Source organism: Rossellomorea sp. ABR4_004 (assembly GCF_056159585.1).
The window spans coordinates 387,186-403,817 of sequence record NZ_JBSWVM010000003.1; the positions used below are offsets into that span (position 1 = coordinate 387,186).

23 protein-coding genes are annotated in these 16,632 nt (G+C 39.6%); 6 read left to right on the forward strand and 17 right to left on the reverse strand.

All coding sequences use genetic code 11. From position 1 onward, the window contains the following. Window positions 1-5 precede the first annotated feature (5 nt). The 4 genes from ACXAF2_RS18930 to ACXAF2_RS18945 form a co-directional block, all read right to left on the reverse strand. Window positions 6-629 (reverse strand): RsfA family transcriptional regulator, encoded by a 624-nt coding sequence (locus ACXAF2_RS18930; RefSeq protein ID WP_475140974.1) that lies wholly within the window; start codon window positions 627-629, stop codon window positions 6-8. A 130-nt stretch (window positions 630-759) separates the two neighbouring features. After that, window positions 760-1,518 (reverse strand): enoyl-CoA hydratase/isomerase family protein, encoded by a 759-nt coding sequence (locus ACXAF2_RS18935; RefSeq protein WP_475140975.1) that lies wholly within the window; start codon window positions 1,516-1,518, stop codon window positions 760-762. Window positions 1,519-1,650: 132 nt separating this feature from the next. Further along, window positions 1,651-1,824 (reverse strand): 50S ribosomal protein L32, encoded by a 174-nt coding sequence (gene rpmF / locus ACXAF2_RS18940; protein ID WP_044337494.1) that lies wholly within the window; start codon window positions 1,822-1,824, stop codon window positions 1,651-1,653. 64 nt (window positions 1,825-1,888) lie between these two features. Next, window positions 1,889-2,431: a YceD family protein gene (locus ACXAF2_RS18945; RefSeq protein WP_148968646.1), complete on the reverse strand. Its 543-nt coding sequence runs from the start codon at window positions 2,429-2,431 to the stop codon at window positions 1,889-1,891. A 239-nt stretch (window positions 2,432-2,670) separates the two neighbouring features. On the opposite strand from ACXAF2_RS18945, the gene ACXAF2_RS18950 reads away from it, so the two are divergent. After that, window positions 2,671-3,882 carry a nucleotidyltransferase gene (locus ACXAF2_RS18950; protein WP_475140977.1) on the forward strand — a complete coding sequence of 404 codons (1,212 nt, stop codon included), beginning with the start codon at window positions 2,671-2,673 and terminating at the stop codon, window positions 3,880-3,882. Window positions 3,883-3,920: 38 nt separating this feature from the next. On the opposite strand, the gene ACXAF2_RS18955 is transcribed toward ACXAF2_RS18950, so the two are convergent. Both ACXAF2_RS18955 and ACXAF2_RS18960 read right to left on the reverse strand, forming a co-directional pair. Beyond that, window positions 3,921-4,964 carry a SepM family pheromone-processing serine protease gene (locus tag ACXAF2_RS18955; protein ID WP_475140978.1) on the reverse strand — a complete coding sequence of 348 codons (1,044 nt, stop codon included), beginning with the start codon at window positions 4,962-4,964 and terminating at the stop codon, window positions 3,921-3,923. Between the two features lie 5 nt (window positions 4,965-4,969). Beyond that, a complete protein-coding gene (locus ACXAF2_RS18960; RefSeq protein ID WP_475140980.1) occupies window positions 4,970-5,749 on the reverse strand; it encodes a patatin-like phospholipase family protein in 780 nt (259 codons plus the stop codon). A 177-nt stretch (window positions 5,750-5,926) separates the two neighbouring features. On the opposite strand from ACXAF2_RS18960, the gene ylbJ reads away from it, so the two are divergent. Beyond that, window positions 5,927-7,141 (forward strand): sporulation integral membrane protein YlbJ, encoded by a 1,215-nt coding sequence (gene ylbJ / locus ACXAF2_RS18965; RefSeq protein ID WP_475140982.1) that lies wholly within the window; start codon window positions 5,927-5,929, stop codon window positions 7,139-7,141. Window positions 7,142-7,235: 94 nt separating this feature from the next. Here the strand turns inward: ylbJ and coaD are convergent, their stop codons facing one another. The 4 genes from coaD to ACXAF2_RS18985 all read right to left on the reverse strand — a co-directional run bounded on the left by coaD (window position 7,236) and on the right by ACXAF2_RS18985 (window position 10,392). Further along, window positions 7,236-7,733: a pantetheine-phosphate adenylyltransferase gene (coaD, locus tag ACXAF2_RS18970; RefSeq protein WP_475140983.1), complete on the reverse strand. Its 498-nt coding sequence runs from the start codon at window positions 7,731-7,733 to the stop codon at window positions 7,236-7,238. Between the two features lie 38 nt (window positions 7,734-7,771). Next, window positions 7,772-8,320 (reverse strand): 16S rRNA (guanine(966)-N(2))-methyltransferase RsmD, encoded by a 549-nt coding sequence (rsmD, locus tag ACXAF2_RS18975; protein WP_475140985.1) that lies wholly within the window; start codon window positions 8,318-8,320, stop codon window positions 7,772-7,774. A 269-nt stretch (window positions 8,321-8,589) separates the two neighbouring features. Continuing rightward, window positions 8,590-9,990, reverse strand: a complete 1,401-nt coding sequence (locus tag ACXAF2_RS18980; RefSeq protein WP_475140986.1) for a hypothetical protein — start codon at window positions 9,988-9,990, stop codon at window positions 8,590-8,592. 87 nt (window positions 9,991-10,077) lie between these two features. After that, window positions 10,078-10,392 carry a hypothetical protein gene (locus tag ACXAF2_RS18985; protein WP_475140988.1) on the reverse strand — a complete coding sequence of 105 codons (315 nt, stop codon included), beginning with the start codon at window positions 10,390-10,392 and terminating at the stop codon, window positions 10,078-10,080. 99 nt (window positions 10,393-10,491) lie between these two features. Here ACXAF2_RS18985 and ACXAF2_RS18990 point away from each other — a divergent pair, with 99 nt between their 5' ends. Then, a complete protein-coding gene (locus ACXAF2_RS18990; RefSeq protein WP_475140989.1) occupies window positions 10,492-10,881 on the forward strand; it encodes a DUF7147 family protein in 390 nt (129 codons plus the stop codon). Window positions 10,882-10,967: 86 nt separating this feature from the next. On the opposite strand, the gene ACXAF2_RS18995 is transcribed toward ACXAF2_RS18990, so the two are convergent. Further along, the gene (locus ACXAF2_RS18995) at window positions 10,968-11,243 is read right to left on the reverse strand and encodes a YlbG family protein (protein WP_148968636.1); all 276 of its coding nucleotides are present in this window, start codon (window positions 11,241-11,243) and stop codon (window positions 10,968-10,970) included. 139 nt (window positions 11,244-11,382) lie between these two features. On the opposite strand from ACXAF2_RS18995, the gene ACXAF2_RS19000 reads away from it, so the two are divergent. Then, the gene (locus tag ACXAF2_RS19000; protein ID WP_475140991.1) at window positions 11,383-11,697 is read left to right on the forward strand and encodes a hypothetical protein; all 315 of its coding nucleotides are present in this window, start codon (window positions 11,383-11,385) and stop codon (window positions 11,695-11,697) included. Between the two features lie 69 nt (window positions 11,698-11,766). On the opposite strand, the gene ACXAF2_RS19005 is transcribed toward ACXAF2_RS19000, so the two are convergent. The 4 genes from ACXAF2_RS19005 to ACXAF2_RS19020 form a co-directional block, all read right to left on the reverse strand. Beyond that, on the reverse strand, window positions 11,767-12,213 hold the full coding sequence (locus ACXAF2_RS19005; protein ID WP_475140992.1) for a YlbF/YmcA family competence regulator: 447 nt from the start codon (window positions 12,211-12,213) through the stop codon (window positions 11,767-11,769). 156 nt (window positions 12,214-12,369) lie between these two features. Beyond that, entirely contained in the window at window positions 12,370-12,765 is a 396-nt protein-coding gene (locus ACXAF2_RS19010) for a hypothetical protein (protein WP_475140993.1), read from the reverse strand. An 88-nt stretch (window positions 12,766-12,853) separates the two neighbouring features. After that, window positions 12,854-13,096, reverse strand: a complete 243-nt coding sequence (locus ACXAF2_RS19015; RefSeq protein WP_475140995.1) for a YlbE-like family protein — start codon at window positions 13,094-13,096, stop codon at window positions 12,854-12,856. A gap of 14 nt (window positions 13,097-13,110) precedes the next feature. Next, entirely contained in the window at window positions 13,111-13,527 is a 417-nt protein-coding gene (locus ACXAF2_RS19020; RefSeq protein WP_475140997.1) for a YlbD family protein, read from the reverse strand. A 165-nt stretch (window positions 13,528-13,692) separates the two neighbouring features. On the opposite strand from ACXAF2_RS19020, the gene ACXAF2_RS19025 reads away from it, so the two are divergent. Further along, complete coding sequence (locus ACXAF2_RS19025; RefSeq protein ID WP_475140998.1) at window positions 13,693-14,181, forward strand: PaaI family thioesterase; 489 nt, start codon at window positions 13,693-13,695, stop codon at window positions 14,179-14,181. Window positions 14,182-14,234: 53 nt separating this feature from the next. On the opposite strand, the gene ACXAF2_RS19030 is transcribed toward ACXAF2_RS19025, so the two are convergent. Then, window positions 14,235-15,287: a CAP domain-containing protein gene (locus ACXAF2_RS19030; RefSeq protein ID WP_475141000.1), complete on the reverse strand. Its 1,053-nt coding sequence runs from the start codon at window positions 15,285-15,287 to the stop codon at window positions 14,235-14,237. 214 nt (window positions 15,288-15,501) lie between these two features. Beyond that, window positions 15,502-15,936 (reverse strand): CBS domain-containing protein, encoded by a 435-nt coding sequence (locus tag ACXAF2_RS19035; protein WP_475141002.1) that lies wholly within the window; start codon window positions 15,934-15,936, stop codon window positions 15,502-15,504. Window positions 15,937-16,187: 251 nt separating this feature from the next. Here ACXAF2_RS19035 and ACXAF2_RS19040 point away from each other — a divergent pair, with 251 nt between their 5' ends. Next, complete coding sequence (locus ACXAF2_RS19040) at window positions 16,188-16,547, forward strand: YugN family protein (RefSeq protein ID WP_148968627.1); 360 nt, start codon at window positions 16,188-16,190, stop codon at window positions 16,545-16,547. The last annotated feature ends 85 nt before the right edge of the window (window positions 16,548-16,632 follow it).

Genomic DNA, 16,632 nt, shown 5'->3' on the forward strand with positions numbered 1-16,632 from the left:
TCTCTTCATTTATTCAACCGCTGAAGGTTTCCGTTTTTATCCATCTGAAACTTCACCTTGTCTTCATTTCCTTGCAATAGAGCCATTTTCCTTGCTTTTTCAAAAATAGCTAATAATGATTTATGGTCTTCTTCGAGGAGATTAAATTTAGCTTCGTATTCTTTCAACTCCTCTTCAACCTCTTGAAGCTTATCTTTCAATCGAGAGATTTGTCCATGCAGCTGAGTATTTTCATTCCTTACTTTTTCCCCATTCCGAACGGCTTCCTCTGCTTTTTGAAGATAATTTATCATGCTCCCCATTGAAAACGCCTCTGGGGATTCAAGCTCCGGGGAACTCTCAACTTGTTTTTTCGGCACTTCCTGCTTTTCTTCGTTTGCCTTAACGATAGGAGAATATTTCTTAGACTGCTTTCTCTGTTTTTTAGCCAGTTCGATTCCAGATTTATATTGTTTGCGAACAAATGAATTCCAGCGAAAGCCGCAAGCTGCTGATGTTCTTGATAGTTTTCTTCCTACCTCTTCAAATGCTTGAAGCTGGGTACCGCCCTCTCGTATATGACGTAATACCACTTCCGCTAACAACACATCTTCATCTTGACTCCATGCATCCTGTCTATTCGAAGACATTTCCATCCCCCCTGTAAGATCCAGTTTATCCATACATATGCTCTTACTAGAGAAGATAGAATCTGCACCACTGTTTTTTTAAGCACACAAAAAGAAACAGAGAGTCACCTGTTCCTTTTTTATGTTTCTCCTATTTCTTTAAAAATTCGTCCACCGCTTGGTGGTGCTCATCACTTGCCCAGAGCTTAGCACATTGTCTTATTTCTTTCATGATATTCTCTTCTACTCTCTTTTTATCCCATCTTTCAAGTAGCTGCTGCTTATATGCCTTCAATACCCCCTCTGATTTTAATGAGATCATTTTAATAAGGGGAATTTCATGGGTTGGCACAATGTCATCAACTAACTCATCTACGAAACCTATATCATGGAGGAATTCTGCTTCTTCTACCCTCGCTGTCATCAGAAGTGAAAGTGCATTTGACACAGAAATCCTCTCAAGAAGCAAGGTTCCCCCTCCCCAGCCAGTGGTAATGGCAAGATTCCCTTGGACAAATCCCATTTTCGCAGTTCTTTTAGCAATTCTAAAATCACATGCGGTTGCGATTTCACATCCACCGCCAATTGCCGTCCCATTGATAAAGGCGATCGTGGGCTTTGGCAGAAAAGCAAGCCTCGTAATGAGCCCCCCCATTTTACTGAGCATTTCATAACTTTCACTCTCTGTCTTAAGGTTATGAAATTGAGCTAAATCCCCGCCGGAACAAAAAGAACGATCACCACTTCCCGTTATCAGGAGCGCTTTCACGTGATCATTATACATACACTCGTTTAAGGCTTTTTCAAGCCCCTCCATAATTTCATAACTGACTGCATTCCGTTTCTCGGGGCGGTTGATGATAAACTGCAAAATTCCTTCTTTGTTCATATGTATGATGTATTCTCCCACTTTCAGACCCTCCTATCATACTTATAGTGTATGATTTTCTATAGGCGATGAACAGGTATTTCTTAAAAATGACAATAAAAAAAGCGTGAAGAGCCATGGCCTCTTTCACGCTTTTTTCGGGTGTAAACAATATTATTTGTTTACAACTTCTTTACCTTTATACGTTCCGCACTCTTTACAAACACGGTGTGCTAATTTCATTTCACCACAGTTTGGGCATGCTACCATACCAGGTACACGTAGTTTGAAGTGTGTACGACGTTGTCTTTTTGCTGTTTTAGATGTTCTTCTAAAAGGTACTGCCATTCTTCCCACCTCCTTAAAAGAGATTAATACTCATTATGAAGCCAGTCGAACTGGTACTTCGCTTTTAAGATTTCTTGTTTTGATCAAGAAGTTTTGCTAAGTCAGCGAGACGAGGATCAACTTTCTTCTCTTCCTCTTGCTCGACTTGATAAGCTTGTTCTTCCGTTAGTACTTCCCAGTTCTTACCGGAAGGCATCTCATCTTGTTCTCTCGCTTCATCACTGATTACTTGCATCGGAATCTCAAGTAATAGTAATTCTCTAATAGCAGGTTTTAAATCAATAACATCACCTTGAATACGATGTACTTCCTCTTCCTCATACTGATCATAATCAGCTTCATTTAGAAGATACGTTTCAATCGTTTGAATGTCAACTGGTAAATCAACATCCACAAGGGTTCTTGAGCAAGGTAATACTAACTTCCCTTCTATATGGAGATGGAAAGTGACGCGGTTTGAACCGATATCTGCCTTTCCGGACACTCGAATAGGTGAGACTTCTATAATTTGGGGATCGATTTCTTTCAATTCATCCAAATTAATCGTTTCGTCAATGGAAAGTCCCTTGTCTCTAAATTTTTGTAATTGTATTATTGACCATTTCAATGTAATCACCTCAAGGCAACAAAGGTAATTATAGCTTTCATAATACCGTTTGTCAATATTTTTTCTTTACACTCTTAACAACCATAGTGTTGTAATTATAACGTTTAAATATAAGGACTTTCAAATATTTTATAATATTAGTTATGATTATGTTATAAAAGGAGAGAATCTAATTTATTTCCTTATATAATAATTTATATAGGAGATGATTTTGACTTAGAAAGGATGGGGAAAACTTCATGAAAGCAACAGGAGTAGTAGTAGAGTACAATCCCTTTCATAATGGGCATTTACATCATTTAAGGGAAACGAGAATAGCATCTGGTGCTGATGTAGTGGTTGCGGTTATGAGTGGGTATTTCCTGCAGCGTGGAGAGCCTGCGCTAGTCTCTAAATGGGCCCGAACCCGTATGGCTTTAGAAGCAGGGGTTGACGTCGTGATTGAACTTCCCTATTGTTTTGCCACTCAGCATGCTGAAATTTTTTCGAGGGGAGCCATTTCACTCCTTGATTCCATAGGCTGTGAGAGTTTTTGTTTCGGCAGCGAGGATGGGGATATTGATACTTTCGAGAAAACGGTTCTATTCATTGAAGCAAACCGGGAGCGATACAATACATATATAAGCAGGTTTATCCAGGATGGCATGAGTTATCCTTCCGCTCTTGCTAAAGCTTTTCAAACATTAGGGAACGGAGACTCCGTTATCGATTTAAGTAAGCCGAATAATATTCTGGGGTTTCATTATTTGGAAGCGAGAAACCAGATCCAATCAACACTAAAAGCATACACCATTACAAGGGAAGCTGCCGGGTACCATGATCAACACTTCTCTTCTCCTTCCATTGCAAGTGCAACAAGCATAAGGAAAAGTATATTCAGCAGCGAGGGGGATCATAAGATTGATTCTTATCTCCCGTCGACATCCGTTGATCAGTTAACTCATTACCAACTAGAGTATGGGGGATTCCATCGCTGGGAAGATTATTGGACGATTTTGCAGTATAAGCTTCTTTCGTCGTCCAAAGAGGAAATAAAGGATATTTATGAAATAGAAGAAGGGATAGAAAATCGGATGATGGAGTGTGTTAAAGCCTCGACTTCGTTTGAAGAATTCATGACGAAGCTTAAAACAAAGCGCTATACATGGACACGCCTTCAACGAATGCTCCTTCACATTTTAACGAATACTCGCAAGGAAGAGATGCGTTCCAGACACATCTCTCCAAGCTATATCCGCCTGCTTGGAATGAATAAGATGGGGAGGGAATTTCTCCATTCTAAGAAAAAAGAAATGCCCTTGCCTTTGATCAGTAAGCTTTCAAGTGCTAATCAAAGCGATATAGAATTAGATGTCAGAGCAGCTGAAATATTTTCATTAGGATTAAAAAATGCGGAAGCCCGAAAAAAATTGCTTCATCAGGAATGGTCCCAACCGCCTGTGATGATATAAAAATAGTCAAAGAGGCTGACCTAAGACAGCCTCTTTGACTATTTTGCTATTGTTTGTAAAAATGCTAATGCTTCATCAAAGGTTTTTACAGGTATTACTTTCATATCCGTACCAATGTCTTCAGCGGTTCTTTTGGCAGCAGTATAGTTCGATTCAAGTTCAGGATACTTTTCCTTCATTTCTTTTGTAACGTTTTCATGTGGAGCAAGGAAATATTCTGCACCTGCTTTGTCAGCAGCAATGACCTTCTGCTCTATACCGCCAATGCGTCCAACTTCCCCGTTTTCGGAAATCGTCCCGGTCCCTGCAATAGAATGACCCTTCGTAATGTCATCCTTCGTTAGTTGATTATAAATCTCCAAGCTAAACATCAATCCTGCGGAAGGGCCACCAATCTCTTCAGTATCCAGTTCCACCGGAGGGTCGGTTTTGATTTCTTTATCGTCACTTAGCGTAATCCCAAGACCAACTTTATCGGGCATATCAGGGAAAGCCTCCAAGGAAATCGTTTCCACCATTTCTTCCTTATCTCGAACGTAGGTAACCTTCACACTATCCCCACTTTTTTTCTTGCTCACATATTCAATGAACTCCTCTGAGGATTGAAATGTATTCCCATCAACGGCTGTAATACGATCACCAGGCATTAAGACTTCTTCTGCCGGCATAGATGGGTAAATATTTAAGACATATATACCTTTATAGGAGTATTCATAAGGTTTACCCGCTTTTTTAAATGCCACTTCAATGGCATGGTTTTGAGAGTCTGCCATCAGGTGCAGTTGACGAAGATTATACTCCTCGTCACTTTCATGAGGGCTTCTAATTTCCTCAACCGGAAAGATATATTCGTATTTTTTTAAGCTTGCCATAAGATAGGCATAGATATTTGCTCTTCCCATCCTGACGGTTGTAAGCATTAATTCACCTTCGTCCTCATAGCCATTCTTAACTTCTACGATTGGATCCAGTTCATGGGCTCCCCCCGGCTTCGTTACATAAAAGGGAAGATAATAAAAGGATGTAGCAACCATGATAATGGTCATGATGACTAAGGTTCTGATTAATGTTTTCGTTTTCATGCTCTTTACTCCTTCCAATTATCTAAAGCTTTCTGAATAGAAGGAATAACCTTCTTCGCCTCTTCCTCCCCCATATCGATAATTTCATCAATATTCTTAAAGGCTCTGGTGCTATACATTTGTACATGGGGCCTGATCATAAAGTCAGAAGCAAATTCACGATGTGCGACGATTTCTAATTGAAGGATATCGATGCTTTGCATAATCACATCATAAATCGTTGTGATTTCAGCATTCCTTTTCACATTTGATACATCGACTCCGATGACAATGTCAGCCCCCATCTCTTTAACAACCGAAACTGGTACCCGGTCAATGACTCCTCCATCCACGAGTAAGCGGCCGTTTATTCTTTCAGGTACAAATATACCCGGGATCGCAATACTTGCCCGGACCGCACTTGAGATAGGGCCGGTCGTAAACACCACTTTTTCACCATTTGTAATATCTGTGGCAACGACGCTTATGGGGATTTTTAACTCTTCAATATTTTTATTATGTGTAAAAAGCTGAATGAATTCTTTTATCCTTTTACCCGAAATAAAGCCCATCTTCGGAACGGTAAAGTCTAAATAGTACTTTCTTCTGAAGGTGGTGGAAAGCTTGTAGAGGTCTTCCATCTTATGCCCTACCCCATAAAAGCAGCCCACAAGAGCACCCATACTGCTACCTGCAATCATATCTATAGGTATCTTTGCATCATCAAATGCCTTTAAAACCCCTAAATGTGCAAATCCTCTTGCCCCACCCGAGCCGAGGGCTAATCCAATTTTGGGTCTGTCCATGCCCTTCCCCCTTTTGCCGAGTTATCGGTACATTTCATCATATGGTCTATTTCAATTATGTATGAGTATATTGAATAATATGAGGACAAGTTGAATTAATCCCATTTTATCATTCTTTTCCCATTTCACAAGGAATTGATATAGAAGGAACTTATTTCATAAGAGGGGGAAGTCCGGTTGTTCAAATCGAAAATCAAAACCCTGGCTTTATCCATGAGTGTGACTATATTTGCCGCATCTCTCATCGTAATGCCGGGAGAATCTCTTGAGGCCTCCATACGGGGATTAGATATGTGGTGGGAGATTGTATTTCCCTCGTTATTGCCATTTTTCATCGTGTCTGAAATGTTGATTGGATTTGGTGTAGTCAGATTTATCGGGGTCATGCTGGAACCTTTGATGCGGCCATTATTCCGGGTCCCCGGGGTCGGAGGGTTTGTGTGGGCAATGGGAATGGCATCAGGATTTCCATCTGGAGCCAAACTGACGGCCCGTCTGAGACAGGAAGAACAAATCACGAAATTGGAAGCGGAACGCCTTGTTTCCTTCACGAACTCTTCCAATCCTTTATTCATATTTGGTGCTGTGTCGGTTGGGTTCTTCCAGAACGCTACCCTCGGAATTGTTTTAGCTGCCGCTCATTATATTGGAAACATCTGTGTAGGTGTCGTCATGAGATTCTATGGTGGAAAAGATAAGGAAGAATTGAGAAATCGGTCATCCGGGAAAAAAGGCTTTATCATCCGGGAAGCATTTTCTGCTCTTCATCGCACAAGACTCCAAGATAAGCGCCCTATCGGGAAGCTCTTGGGAGATGCTGTCACCTCTTCCATTCAAACATTACTGATGATCGGTGGTTTCATTATCCTATTTTCAGTCATTAATAAAATGCTTTATCATCTGCATATTACAACCTTTGTTGCAGAAGGGTTGTCAACTCTATTTATTCTGCTCCGATTGCCAGAGCAATTAAGCATTCCTTTTATTTCAGGCTTGTTTGAGATCACGTTAGGCGGGAAGCTGACAAGTGGAGTTAATGAAGCTACTCTGCTTCAGCAAGCCATTATTACAAGTTTTATATTGGGGTTCAGCGGGTTCAGTGTCCAAGCACAAGTTGCGAGCATATTGGCAGAAACCGATATTCGGTTCAAGCCCTTCTTCTATGCCCGATTTATTCACGGTATAGCCGCTTCCATCACGACAATCATCATCTGGAAACCGATATACGAGAGATTTTCCGATGAGCAGCTCTCCAATGCCATACCTGTATTCGCCATGAAAAATAATGCATTCTGGACGGAAATGCTGTATTGGTTTAAGACAGCAGGTCCAGTGATCACGATATTCAGTTTGATTCTCTATATCGTATTATATGTAAGAAGACAAGCTTAAAAATATAGAATGGGTTGATCCATTGCCTACGACAATATACTTCTCACAAAATGAGAAATGGAATGTCTGCACTCTCGGATCAACCCTTTATTCATTATTGGGGCTTATTTAATTCACTATATTTTACCTTTAACGATTCTTCCACTCGTTTCGGCACTAATTCAGAAATGTTGCCTCCATACTTAGCCACTTCTTTTACTATACTCGAGCTCAAGAAAGAATATTGATTATTCGTCATAATGAAGAACGTCTCGATATCATCTTCTAAAACCCTGTTCATTGACGTAATCTGCATTTCATATTCAAAGTCTGATACCGCACGCAACCCTCTAATGATTGCTTTCGCATTTACTTTTTTTGCGTAATCAACTAAGAGTCCTTGAAAAGAGTCAACAACTACATTAGGAATGTCCCCGGTAACCTCACGAATCAATTCAATTCTTTCCTCTACCGAGAATAGTGGTTTTTTAGAAGAGTTATTTAAGACCACCACATAAATTTGATCAAAAACTTTCGCACCCCGCGTAATAATATCTAAATGTCCATATGTAATGGGATCAAAACTACCCGGACAAACTGCAATGCTCGTCATTATAATACCCCCTGGCTATTTATCGTTTCTTCCTTCAGTCACCTTGAAAAAATGGAAATCCTTATGATTCCATACGTTTCTTCCCTTACTTTCTCCAAGCTCCCGGCACTATCTCCCAATGTAATATCCGAACCATGTTCACACATGACGTAACCGCTTTCATTTAGAAGGTTGTGCTCGTCGATGAATTCCAGGAGTTGTTGAAGTTTCTGCTGTTTATAAGGAGGATCCAGAAAGATATAATCAAAGGTTATCTCCCTTTTTAAGATTGCCTTTAACGCCCTCATTGCTTCGTTCCTGTACACTTCGCTTTTCTCCGCCAGGTCACAATCCTGGAGGTTTGCCTTAATGGTTTGAAATGCTTTTGCATCACGGTCCACGAAAATCACAGAATGGAGTCCACGACTCAGGGCTTCTATTCCGAGTCCGCCGCTTCCTGCAAATAAATCCAATCCTGTACCCCCTTCAAAATAGGGTCCTAACATATTAAATATAGACTCTTTCACCTTATCTGTTGTCGGCCGTGTCCCACTGCCTGGAACAGCTTTCAACGGTCTACCTTTTAACGTACCTGATATTACTCTCATAATCATCCACCATATATGTATTTTTTCTTCACTATCCTATCATATCTCGACAGATATCGCTACATACTGAAATTGTTCCAAAACATGTATAAAATCATTTTGATAGGTGATAATGGAAGTAACAGCATCCTAACTGATGTTGTTGCCAACCGCGGAGAAGACTTACGATTCCCCATAAGTTCTTCCTCCGGTTTCTCCTCTCCCTTTGCCTTCTTTCCAGAAATGGATATAGAAGGACCCTGCAGAAAGTTCTGCAGGGCTTTTTACGTTCATTCATCTGCTCTAGTGGAAACTTCCTTATTCATCACATCTACCTTGAACAATTTCTCGAACCAGTGTACATCCATATAAATGGAACCCCCAACCGTTTTGATGGGATTCGTTAATAGGCCGTAATTTTCTTCATTATAAATAAAATAATCTTCATTCACATAAAACCTGAATGTATTTCCATTTAAAGATGTAAAGAACACGTTTGGCTTTATCTCATTAATGTCCAGCCCCAAAGCCTTTACTGCTTGTGGAAATTCAATAAGTTCTTTCTGTCTATAAGAAATGTAGGAAAGGTTATGTGTTTTTTTGTTGATGAGTACAGGCTCATCGCTTTTAAGAATCATGGGGACATTCTCTTTACCTTTTGCACTTTCAGTAAAAAATGTAGAGTCAAAGCCTGTAACTTTTTCTAAAATCACATCTAATTTTGTTGCATCAACCGATTTGGTCTTGTCCTCTTCCATCTTCCGTTTAAATGTATCCAATTGGGAAGAGGTCAGCCCTTCCATTACTTCTTTATAAGCCCATGCAGATTTTGACGTGTGCGGTTGATTTTTTAATAGGATGCTAACGATGAATTCTTTAAGCCAAGCTTGTTCATCAGTGGAAAAATACTGTTGATACAGTAGGCTCCCTTTTAGTTCATTTAGCATTTCCTTTTCAGCTGTGTTCCTTACAATCAAATACGGAGATACATAGGGCTCTATTTTGTCCGTGATGATGACGGTCACAAATCCTTCAAAGGAGCCTGGTTGGATTGGCCTAGCCCCTTTTATATCGGTCCTATCGTACAACATTCTCACTGTAGATGAAGCTTTCTCCACCAACGGATCATCCGTCCAATATAAAGCTGAAGGCTCACCCCGACCAATGAAAGAATAATAATCGATATAATTCTTTTTTTTATGGCTGGAAGTTTTATATCCTGCTACCCATTTTCCAGCCCTCAAACTCTTTTCTGTTATGTGAATATCTGTATTTAACGTTTCGATAGAAGATAGTACAGGGTGCCAATCTTTCACTAACATACTCTCTTTAGTCGGATGCTCGAATGTATAGGTAATCGTGATCTCCTTAAGGTCTTTATAGAGATTATTTAATTGGAATTCTCCATTTTCTTTTGTTAAACACTTATCCCCTCTGTCATTTACACATGAAAAACCGCTGGCATCCTTTGGCCATTGAATGGTCATTTGTTTAGGGATTGTTGATAAGAAATGAATGGTTTGTGTCACAAAAAATGTGTTTTCTTCATGTGTGATGGAATAAGATTGATTTACCTTTACAGCCCCAGGCTCTTCCGCACTTTCTGTTGTGAATCCCATCCATTGAAAGAAAAGAATGCTGGCACTGATCAATATCATAGGTAGACCAAATGTAAATAGGGTGCATTTCATACTTTACTCCTTAACTCCGTCTGTTACTTAAAGAATAGCAGATTACCGCTGCTATTGGTGGAATATTTTTAGATTATTTCCAATCATTCAACCAAAATCCAGATCTTTACTGTCTGCTGGAAAGGAAGCTTGGTATAAATGATCTGCAAGCATTTGATCCCATTCACTTTTATCCAGCAATCCATTACTTATAAGAGTTTCTTGTAAATCTTGAAGAGTAAAGTTTTGCCATTCATCCTCCTGTGCCAGAGATAGGATGCCGTGAACCGCCAGTGTAGACAATATTGCCGTCACGAGAAAAGAATCACTGTTCAATAATTCAATTTCTTTCGTTTCATGTCTTCCCCCAACAACATACAAACATGATAATCCCAGAACGATAAATAGAAATAACCATACCATCACGATCACCCCTATAAGTTATTTTGAATCTTTACTTATCATTATATGTTTGAAATAATAAGGAATTGATAAACTCGGTAAGAAAAGGAGATTGAATGAATGATTCAACGTTTTATTGAATTAGGAGAAGGATATTCAGATATTTATGAACTAATGGAGCTTGCTAAAGCAAATAAAGAACGATTACAGCATATGATGGCATTTCATACTATTGTTAATAACCGGGCCGTATCATCCATGGCTCTTGTGATGAAACCTACAGAACAAGGGAAATTCCAAGCCATTTATGTTTGCCGGGAAGGAATCCCCAATCCGAATATCGCACCAAACCAGCGCTACTCCCTTTTTGAAGAGACGGCTAAGGAATTAGACAGGGTCATCATCCAAATGGATGTGAAACCCTCCACTCTCTATCCGGAAAAAGCATTGTATTATCAGCATCTGATCGCGATCCTGAGATTAAATCATTATATTCTGCCTTTACAATAAAGGATGTTAATCGTGCAGCTTTTTGAAACGGTGGTGTATCACCCTAAGAAAAAAGCTGCCAAAACAACACTCTTTGGCAGCAAACATTAGAATCCCATTTTGTAATCATATTCCTTCGCCTTATCCGGTCGGGAATTTTCAAAAACAGACTTAATAAATGGCTTATGCGAAGGATCTACCTTTTTCACGTAGGAATAGGTAGCTATTCTTTCCATTACTGTGTCGATTTCATCCTGATTACAATAAAGTACAACATATTTCATTTTCTTCGAAACATAGTGAACATTCCCAAATCGCCTCAGGGACTTGGCATGCTTCAAACTATGTAACCAAACAACTAAACCTTGTCTCTCTGTTAACATATAGTTTCCCCTCTAGGAATCACTTTTTTATAAGTCTAGCATAATAATGTGACGGTAAGCAATACGTAATGGTGCGAACTTTCATTAAACAGAACGTGCAGTGAATACTACATAATAAAGTAGAGAACGGAGGGTCACAATGGATTTGAATATGATTTGGGACTTTTTTATCGATCACCTTCGACAAGAGGACGGGATTGAAGATGCGCATGTGAAGTGGAGTGCAGGCATTCCGTTTATCTATATAAGATCCAATAACGAGAAAACTGACATCGAGTACTCCATTAAAAAATGGTCAGCTAGGGCGATGCGGGGCAAGAGACTGCATTCTGATACGATTTATTTCAGGGAGGAAAAATCATTGTATGTATATCGGCACAGGTTCTATGTCCCCCAGGAAAAAATGTTTTGCTGTGGGAACCTCTGCGTGGATTGTGTTCGGTTAAGACAGTAAGGAAAAAGGATGAATCTCCACAAAATGAAAAGAAGAGCAGGCACATCGTCCGCTCTTCTTTTCATATGATTAGGCTGAACAACCGCAGCTTCCGCCAGAACCGCAGCCTCCCCCGCATGATCCTCCGCTTGAGAAAAAAGGATTCCCTGAAGGGACCTTTACATTTTTAGACACGGAATGTCCGATTAGCAGGCTCACTTGATCAAGCAGATCTTGAAGCTCGTTTTCCATTCTTCTGAACTCCGCTACATTCTCATCAAGGTCCATTTCCCTTTTCACTTCACGGATTTCTTTCATGATGGTTTTGTAGTCCGGGTGGTAACGTCCGAAGCGTTGAACTTCTTCGTAACTTTCTTTCATTCGTGAAAAGGTTTGTACTTTTCGTTGAGTTTCAGAATTGTTGCGAAGTTTATATAAAGACTTACGATAATTTTCTGCCACATCAGATTCTAAAATCCACTGAGATAATTCGTCAGCTGAATCCAAGATTTCCATTCTTTCTATAGTAGCAAGCATAACGCTCACCTCCGTAACGTTATTTTAACACGTTTCACGTGAGGAAGCGAATATGCAAAATGAATTTTTTGGAGTGACCCCATTTTTTTCAAATGCTGTATCACCCCAAAGAAAATACCGCCGTAAATATTTTACGACGGACTTAAAGACCAATGCTTATTGGATCGTCACATAAAACTGCTTTTTCATCCCTAACGGCTTGTTATTCGTTCCTACTATTTCAACGTTGAGAAGATGCACACCTTTTGGTAATCCTTTTACAACAAAGGCGGCTGTATGATACTCCTTATACAAATTGCCGGTATTTGAACGAACGACGATTTTTCCTTTTTTCGCTCCCTTTTTTTCTGACGTGAATGTTATATTTGGAACGATACATTCAATATACACTTGACTTCCTTGTACCATATGTTTGATGGAAAGAGGTTTTTCCTCAGACTTCGCAGCTTCAACTTTTTTTGTAAACGCAAAGCTTTCCGGTTCAGGCATTTTTTCCTTACAGCCGCTTAAAAACATTAGTAACGCAATGGATAGAAAAATGATTTTCTTCATCGTGTACACCACTCCTTACTAATAGCCTTGCCCAACCGTTTCGCTTTTTACTCAACATTTTTATGGGCATTCACAAAAAAATAGTGCCTCAACTATCGGCACTATTCATTGATTGGAACATACTGATCATCATGGAGGCCATTTGGACCCCGTTTGAGAATTTTTGTACTCGATGAGGAATCGTTTTTTGAAAATGGTTAATTGACGCAATTTCGAATTTCTCTAATTCATTGGGATTTCGAGAAAGTGCACGATACCACTGTGGCTGGTCTCTTAAAAATAATTTCAGATCTTCTTTGGCATAAATATATTCGATAATGTCTGCTCGCATCTTTAGTCACCCTCCTAATCTTTCCGGAATGAAAATGGATGGGAGGGTTTGGATGGTGTTTCAGTTTTGGTTGCTGTCCCTGATCCTCTATTATTATTTGACTGAAATTGACTAAGTACTCCTTGCACTGCTCCCAAGGCTTCACTTAAGCTGTTAATATGTTGCTGCAATTGATTAGCGTCCATTTTTTTCACCATATCTCCAACCTGATCCATCCAGCCGTTTTTACTTCCTTGGTTGGTTGGGCTAGATTCTTTCGCAATTTCGTCTTTATACTTATCCCACCTTGTATCATCTTCCCCCAGTAAGTACCAGTCTTCAAAGAGATCCTGCCAATTGGCATCACCATTCCGGACATCTTTCACAATTTTCGGATGCTTTCTCACAAATCCTTTAAACTCTTTTACTTTAGGGTGTAGTGATTTACCCATTTTATGAACACCTCCATTACAGGCATCTACCTACTACACTTTATGAAGGATTCAAAAGAATGGTGATACATTCCTTTTTGTAGTAATATTTACATGTATATAAACGTTGATTTTACAGTTTCCAATGAATTCTTTGGCTGTGAATAAAGAAAAGGATGTATGAAGATGAAAGAACAGGTACAAAAGTTGTTAGATGAATGTCTTACAGGAGCATCGGATGAGGATCTTCTAATCCTGAAACAGCTTCTCGAAGGAGTTAAACGGAAGAAAGACAATGAGAATGGATCAATCATAGGCGGAATATTCGCCATGGACCGCGAAGTGAAAGACGGGAATTTCGAAATAAGTATTCCGATCACGCCCGTTACACATAACTCACTCCAGATCGTTCATGGCGGAGTAACCGCTACATTAGTGGACTCCGCCATGGGCACATTAGCCAACATGATGCTGCCTGAAGGATATGGAGCTGTAACGACAAATTTGAACGTACACTATTTGGCACCAGGTATAGGAGATCGTTTAACTGCTCATGCTACTGTCGTTCATCAGGGAAGTAAGACAATAGTAGTGGACGGGAAAGTTGTCAGTTCAGACGGCAAGATTGTTGCTCATTCTACAGGCTCGTTTTTTATTTTCAAAAAGAAACGATAGACTTTTTCAATAAGAAAAGGTTGATCCCCCAACAGTCTAGGGAATCAACCTTTTTATTCTTTGTCTTCAAATTTCTCTATAAAGTTTTGTGTATAGTACCTTTTATATACACCTACACCAAGATGGGTGAATTGTTGTTCCAGTAGAATCTTTCGATGGCCTTCCGAATTCAGCCAGCCATGAACGGCTTCTGGAGCGTCCGTGTATTGGGAAGCGATGTTTTCCCCTGCAGTCTTGAACATTACATTTTCACTTTCCAGACGCTCGGAAAGGTTTCCGAAGGTTGGTGAATCATGTGAAAAGTAATCTTCTTCGTACATTTCTTGACTATGCCCTCTTGCTACCATTGCCGTTTCTTCATCCCATTTTAGTATATCTGCTTCGAATTGATGTCTGATCACATTTGTAATATCAAAGATTTGTTGTTCGCTTGCACTATTCACTTTATCCCATTGGTCCTCACTTGGCTCTGGTTCTTTCGCTAATTCCCCTCGATACATCATTTCATATGGATGCATCTCGATCAAAGTTTGACTATCAAGAAAGCGGATACTCGTAAGCCTTCCAGTGAATTTGTCCAGATAAAGCTGGGCATAAATATCTCCAAGGGTTACGAGAAGCCGGGTATTCAGGTCTTCTTCATTTAATTCAAACTGATAAGCACCTGATTCGTCATTTACAACGATTTCAGAATCCACAATGGTAAAGCGGTAAATGTCTTCTAAACGTTGTCCCAATTTATAAGGGGCCACATCCACCTGATTCCCAATGGCAAACAACGTAACGACTTTTTGATTAGTGACGCCCATTTGTATGTACTGTTTATTCGATATCGGGTAGATCCACCAGTCATACCCGTAAGAGCTTGGTTCAACCCGCTCTGGTTCTCCAAAAGCTTCAGTTACCTTTTTGGTATCTTTTCCAATCCAAGTGGATAAACCTGATGCAGGTCGTTCCCCTGGAGATTCGATTGATTGATTTAATTGGTTTTCGTTGTCTTCTTTAAGAGTTTGGGTTTCTGGTCCTTTAAGAGGCTCATTTTCTTGTTTTTGACCTTGATAAATACCAATAAATAAAATAATGACAAGAATGATCAAAATACGCAAAACGGTTCTCAGAAATTTCCCTCCTCTCTACTTTCTCTATCAGGATATGCCACAAATACTAGAATTATTATACCATTGTTTATGTTTCTAGAACTTCAGTCTAGTATAAAGGATAGCATATTTCCATCCCTTCTAAAACAAATGAATCTCAGGTGGGGAAAGGTTTCTAATACACAAAAAAGAGATGATCCTGTATGGACCATCCCCCCAGTGTTTAAAACGGTTTATTTTTGAAGTTTGATTCTGATATATTTTCCAACGCAACGTAGGCCTGTCTGCCCAGAGACTCCCTTATAGCAAAATCACCTAAAGAGATCATACCGATCAATCGATCTCCCTCCACCACCGGGAGTCTTCGTATCTGATGCTCAGCCATGATTTGTGCCGCTTCTTGTGCTTCGGTGTCAGGTCCTACCGTTATTAAGTGTTTACTCATGATATCTTCTACTTTTGAAGAAGCAGGATGTTTTTCAGCAATACAGCGGAGGACGATATCCCTGTCTGTCATCATTCCCACAATCTTTTCACCATCCACGATGGGAATGGATCCTACATTGTGTTCCTTCATTTTCAAGGCAACCTCATACACATTGTCCAGTAACGAACAAGTTTCAATATCATTTGTCATCATGTCCCTGATTATTGTCATTTGGACCCTCCTCATACGTTCCGAATTACTTCCTATATTTTTCTCATTCTCCTGCAGGATATTCATTTTTTTAAAAATGACAAATTCAAATGATTGAAGACATTGCAAGATAAAGGTTTTTCCACTATTATTAAGAATGAGAAATACCGCATTTAGTATCATTGTACTTACACCGATATAAATGCTTCTACCATACGAAAAGCATAAGGGCTCGAAAGTCCTCATGCCGGACAATATAGGAGGGAATTTTTATGCGTTTTGAAGGAACTGAATTTGAAAGCTTAAAAGTGGACTTGAACCGATTAGACGAGATCATGGAATCTCACGGACTTGTTCGTGCAGGTCAATGGGATTATGAAAGAGTGACGTACGATCGTAAATTTGAAATAAGAGAAGGTATTTTCTATTTACGAATCCAAGGTCTTGCTGTTGAGGGGGATATCGGAAAGCATGACGCCGTTATTCAACTAATGACTCCATTATTAGGAAAACATTACTATCCACACGGTATAGAATACGGTGAAGGGGAAGAATTCCCTAAACATCTGGTCACTTCTTGTGAAAAACTTATTGCAGATGTCAAAAAAGAAGCAACAAACTTTGCCTGGTAATATCAGTTTTGAAAGACTGTCTTTCTTCGGACAGTCTTTTCTGTATTATCCATTCAGGATTAATCCAAACTCCACTATGGGCCCT